We start from the raw sequence: 3,405 nt of genomic DNA, 5'->3' as shown, positions 1-3,405 counted from the left end.
GAACACCGAGCTGTTGCGGGGCCGCACGTCCTGCACCCTTAAGGGACAGCTCGACACCGGTCTCGACGTGCGGCCCCGCAACAGCTCGGTGTTCCTCCCGTCGGCCGCGAAATCCCTCAGCTCCTGGGCCGGGTAGAGCCAGACCACGGCACGGTGGCGGTCGAGGCGGAACTCCGCGGGGGCCAGCAGCCCCAGCCGGGCCAGTCGCGTGAACCGGTCCTTCGTCACCCCCATGAGCAGCGCGCCCTCCGTGGCGCCCACGGTCCTGACGCTCTCGCGCAGGGCCTGCGGATGTCCCGGCCGGGCGCGGATCCGTTCGAGTTCGGCGCGGTCCACCCGGCGGCCGGATCCCCGCTCGCCGAGGGTGGTGCGGATCTTGCCGAGGTCTGCGGCGAGCTCGAACTCGCCGGCCGTGAGGCCGAGTTCCTGTGCCGCGTGGTCCGCCGTGACCCAGGAGACGGTGGTCGTGACCGCGTGCGTGGTGGTGTCTTCGGACATGCCGGTCTCCCCCGTGGAGTGTGCTCGGCCGGCGCCGTGCGCGCCGCCCGGAGAGAACCGTATCCGCTTTGTCACTCTTCGTGACCGGCCTGTGGACAACTCCACGGGGGCCGGCGGACGCGCGGGTCAGATGTCCGTGGGGCCGCCGGGCTCCGGGCGGCGGGAGTCCACGTCCAGGTGCTCGCCGACCCGGTTGACCAGCAGTGTCATCTCGTACGCGATCCGGCCGATGTCGGCCTCGGCCCCGCTGAGCACGCACAGGCAGCTGCCGCTGCCGGCCGCGGTGACGAAGAGCACCGCGTCATCGAACTCGATCATCGTCTGGCGCATTCCGCCCGCGCCGAAGTGCTGTCCGGAGCCCTTGGCCAGGCTGTGCAGTCCGGACGAGACCGCGGCCAGGTACTCCGCGTCCTCGCGCCGAAGCCCCGTGCTCGTCCCGGTCACCAGCCCGTCGGTGGACAGGACCAGCGCGTGCCGTACCTCCTCGACTCTCTGGGTCAGGTCGTCCAGCAGCCAGTCGAGTCCCCGTTTTGGCGTCATGCCGCGCATCTCCCCCTTGCTCCTCCCCGTACGGATCCCCCGCCAGCCTTCCCCACGGCCGGGCGCCGGACAAGGAGGATAGAAGCCATGGGACAGAGGATGACCGACGAGGAATGGCGGGAGTTCGTCTCGTACGGAACCCGCACCGCCACGCTCTCCACCGTGCGTGCCGACGGCAGCCCGCACGCGGCGCCGATCTGGTTCGTGCTCGACGGGGACGACGTGGTGTTCAACACCGGCCGGGAGACGGTGAAGGGGCGCAACCTGGTCCGGGACGGGCGGGTGGCCCTGTGCGTGGACGACGACCGGCCGCCGTTCTCCTTCGTGCTGCTGCGGGGCCGGGCACGGATCTCGGAGGACCCCGAGGACCTGGTGCGTTGGGCGACGCGGATCGCCGCGCGCTACATGGGCCAGGACCGTGCCGAGGAGTTCGGGGCGCGCAACGGCGTGCCGGGCGAACTCCTCGTCCGTGTCGCCGTCGAGAAGGTCCTGTCGGAGAGGGGCGTCGCGGACTGACGGCCGGGCCGCGGCACGGGGCCGTACGGTCCGGGCGGCCCCGCGCGGGGTGACACGGCCCGGGTGCCCCCGCCCAGGGTGACACGGCCCGGGCGGCCTCGTGCGGGGCGACGAGGCGGGAGTCGGCCGTGGCCGGATCCGGTGCCCCGGCGGTGTGAGCGAGCGCGGGCGGAGGACGGCACGTCGTCGCGGCTCGGCGGGTGCCCGGGCCCGGGCGCCGGACGGTCCGGTGGGGGATCATGCCGGGCATGAGCGACGACCACACCCGTGTCCAGGAGTTCTTCACCGAGCGCGCCGCCGGCTGGGACCGCCGGTTCCCCGACGACGGCCCGGCCTACGCGGCGGCGGTGGCCGGGCTGGGGCTGCGCGAGGGCGCCCGGGTGCTCGACGCCGGCTGCGGCACCGGGCGGGCCCTGCCGCCGCTGCGTGCGGCCGTGGGCCCTTCCGGGACGGTCCTCGGGGCGGACCTGACCCCGGCCATGCTGCGGGAGGCCGTGCGGGCCGGACGGGACCGTGACGGGACGCTGCTGCTCACCGACGTCTCCGCGCTGCCGCTGCGCCCGGGATCCCTCGACGCCGTGTTCGCGGCGGGCCTGATCGCACACCTGCCCCACCCGGCCGGGAACCTCCGGGAACTCGCGCGGGTGGTGCGTCCCGGCGGCGTGCTCGCGCTGTTCCACCCCCTCGGCAGGGCGGCGCTCGCCGCGCGCCAGGGCCGCTCGATCACGCCGGACGACCTCCGCGCGGAGCCGAACCTCCGCCCGCTGCTGGCCGGTTCGGGCTGGCACATGACGTCGTACGTCGACGAGGACGCCCGGTTCCTGACGCTGGCAGTCCGCACGGGCTGAGCGCCCGGAACCGCGCCGACCTCCCGGCCCGCGCACCGCACCCGGCGTCCCGCGGACGCGGACCGGGGACGACGCCGACCGGGGACGCGGACCGGGGACGCACGGCTCCTCCGGCGGCCGGCCCCTCGGGGAGGCAGCGGCGGTTCTCCCGTCAGTCGTGGTCCGGGTGGAGCTTGCGGTGGGTGCCGGAGCGGCTGATGTCCAGGTCCAGGAACGAGGTCAGCGGGGTGCCGCCGTTCCAGAAGCCGAGCAGGTCGACGTCGATCAGGCACAGCCGGTGGCGAGCGGCGAACCGGCGGGCCGGTCCGGTGAAGACGCAGGAGGCCACGAAGACGGGTACGTCGGCGCCGTGTTCCGCGCGGGCCGTGCCGTTGAACGTCTGGAGGTCACGGCTCCCGACCGTGCGGTGTCGGGCGTACCGCTTGCACTGGACGACGAAGCGGCGGCCGTCGGGCAGGCGACCGGTCACATCGGCTCCGAGGTCCCCGGCCCCGCCGGTACGCGCGACGTCGGTGCAGCCGTCCCGGCGACACAGGTCGGCGACGTACCTCTCGAACTCGCGGCCGTCCATCGTCCAGACCGCGTCCAGCGACCGGCGCGCCCGCCGTCGCGCCTCTTCGGCGAGCCTGGCCCCTTCCGCCCGCGCCGCGCGCCGCCCGGCGCGTACCGCGCCCGCGACGACGACCGCGGCGGCCGCGGCGGCGGTCAGCACCACCATCAGCACCGTCCCCATGCGTCCCGTCCCCCCTCTTCCTCTTCCTCCGGCCGGAGTGCCGCCTTGTTGCTCCCCCTTCGGGTGCCGGTTCATCCGGCGAGGCCGACCGGGCGGGGGATTCCCCGGGCACGGGCGCCGCCGAGCACCGGTTCCATGAACGGGCGGGCCGGGGGGGGGCGGCCGGGTGCCGCCGGAGGCCCCGGCATTCGGGGTGAACGAGCTGGCGTGCCGGGCGGTCGCGCGGGAGCCGCCGGGGCTTCCGGTGGCCCGATCCGGTCGGGAGCGCGT

5 protein-coding genes are annotated in these 3,405 nt (G+C 75.1%); 2 read left to right on the top strand and 3 right to left on the bottom strand.

Going from position 1 to position 3,405, the window contains the following annotated elements; translation table 11 throughout:
* Positions 1 to 498: DUF6397 family protein (locus tag AOK18_RS20215; RefSeq protein WP_240503252.1), on the bottom strand; the 498-nt coding region annotated here is incomplete at its 3' end.
* Between the two features lie 126 nt (positions 499 to 624).
* Complete coding sequence (locus tag AOK18_RS20210; RefSeq protein WP_055695278.1) at positions 625 to 1,038, bottom strand: roadblock/LC7 domain-containing protein; 414 nt, start codon at positions 1,036 to 1,038, stop codon at positions 625 to 627.
* An 87-nt stretch (positions 1,039 to 1,125) separates the two neighbouring features.
* Here AOK18_RS20210 and AOK18_RS20205 point away from each other — a divergent pair, with 87 nt between their 5' ends.
* The gene (locus AOK18_RS20205; RefSeq protein ID WP_055575032.1) at positions 1,126 to 1,554 is read left to right on the top strand and encodes a PPOX class F420-dependent oxidoreductase; all 429 of its coding nucleotides are present in this window, start codon (positions 1,126 to 1,128) and stop codon (positions 1,552 to 1,554) included.
* A 248-nt stretch (positions 1,555 to 1,802) separates the two neighbouring features.
* Positions 1,803 to 2,402, top strand: a complete 600-nt coding sequence (locus AOK18_RS20200) for a class I SAM-dependent methyltransferase (RefSeq protein WP_055695277.1) — start codon at positions 1,803 to 1,805, stop codon at positions 2,400 to 2,402.
* A 151-nt stretch (positions 2,403 to 2,553) separates the two neighbouring features.
* Here AOK18_RS20200 and AOK18_RS20195 read toward each other — a convergent pair whose 3' ends face one another.
* Positions 2,554 to 3,135: a restriction endonuclease gene (locus tag AOK18_RS20195; protein ID WP_055695276.1), complete on the bottom strand. Its 582-nt coding sequence runs from the start codon at positions 3,133 to 3,135 to the stop codon at positions 2,554 to 2,556.
* Positions 3,136 to 3,405 lie beyond the last annotated feature (270 nt).

Origin of the sequence: Streptomyces prasinopilosus, from assembly GCF_001419695.1 — a bacterium.
Lineage (GTDB): Bacteria > Actinomycetota > Actinomycetes > Streptomycetales > Streptomycetaceae > Streptomyces > Streptomyces prasinopilosus.
Note: the sequence above shows the minus strand (reverse complement) of the source record. Positions and strands in the feature narration are given on the sequence as shown.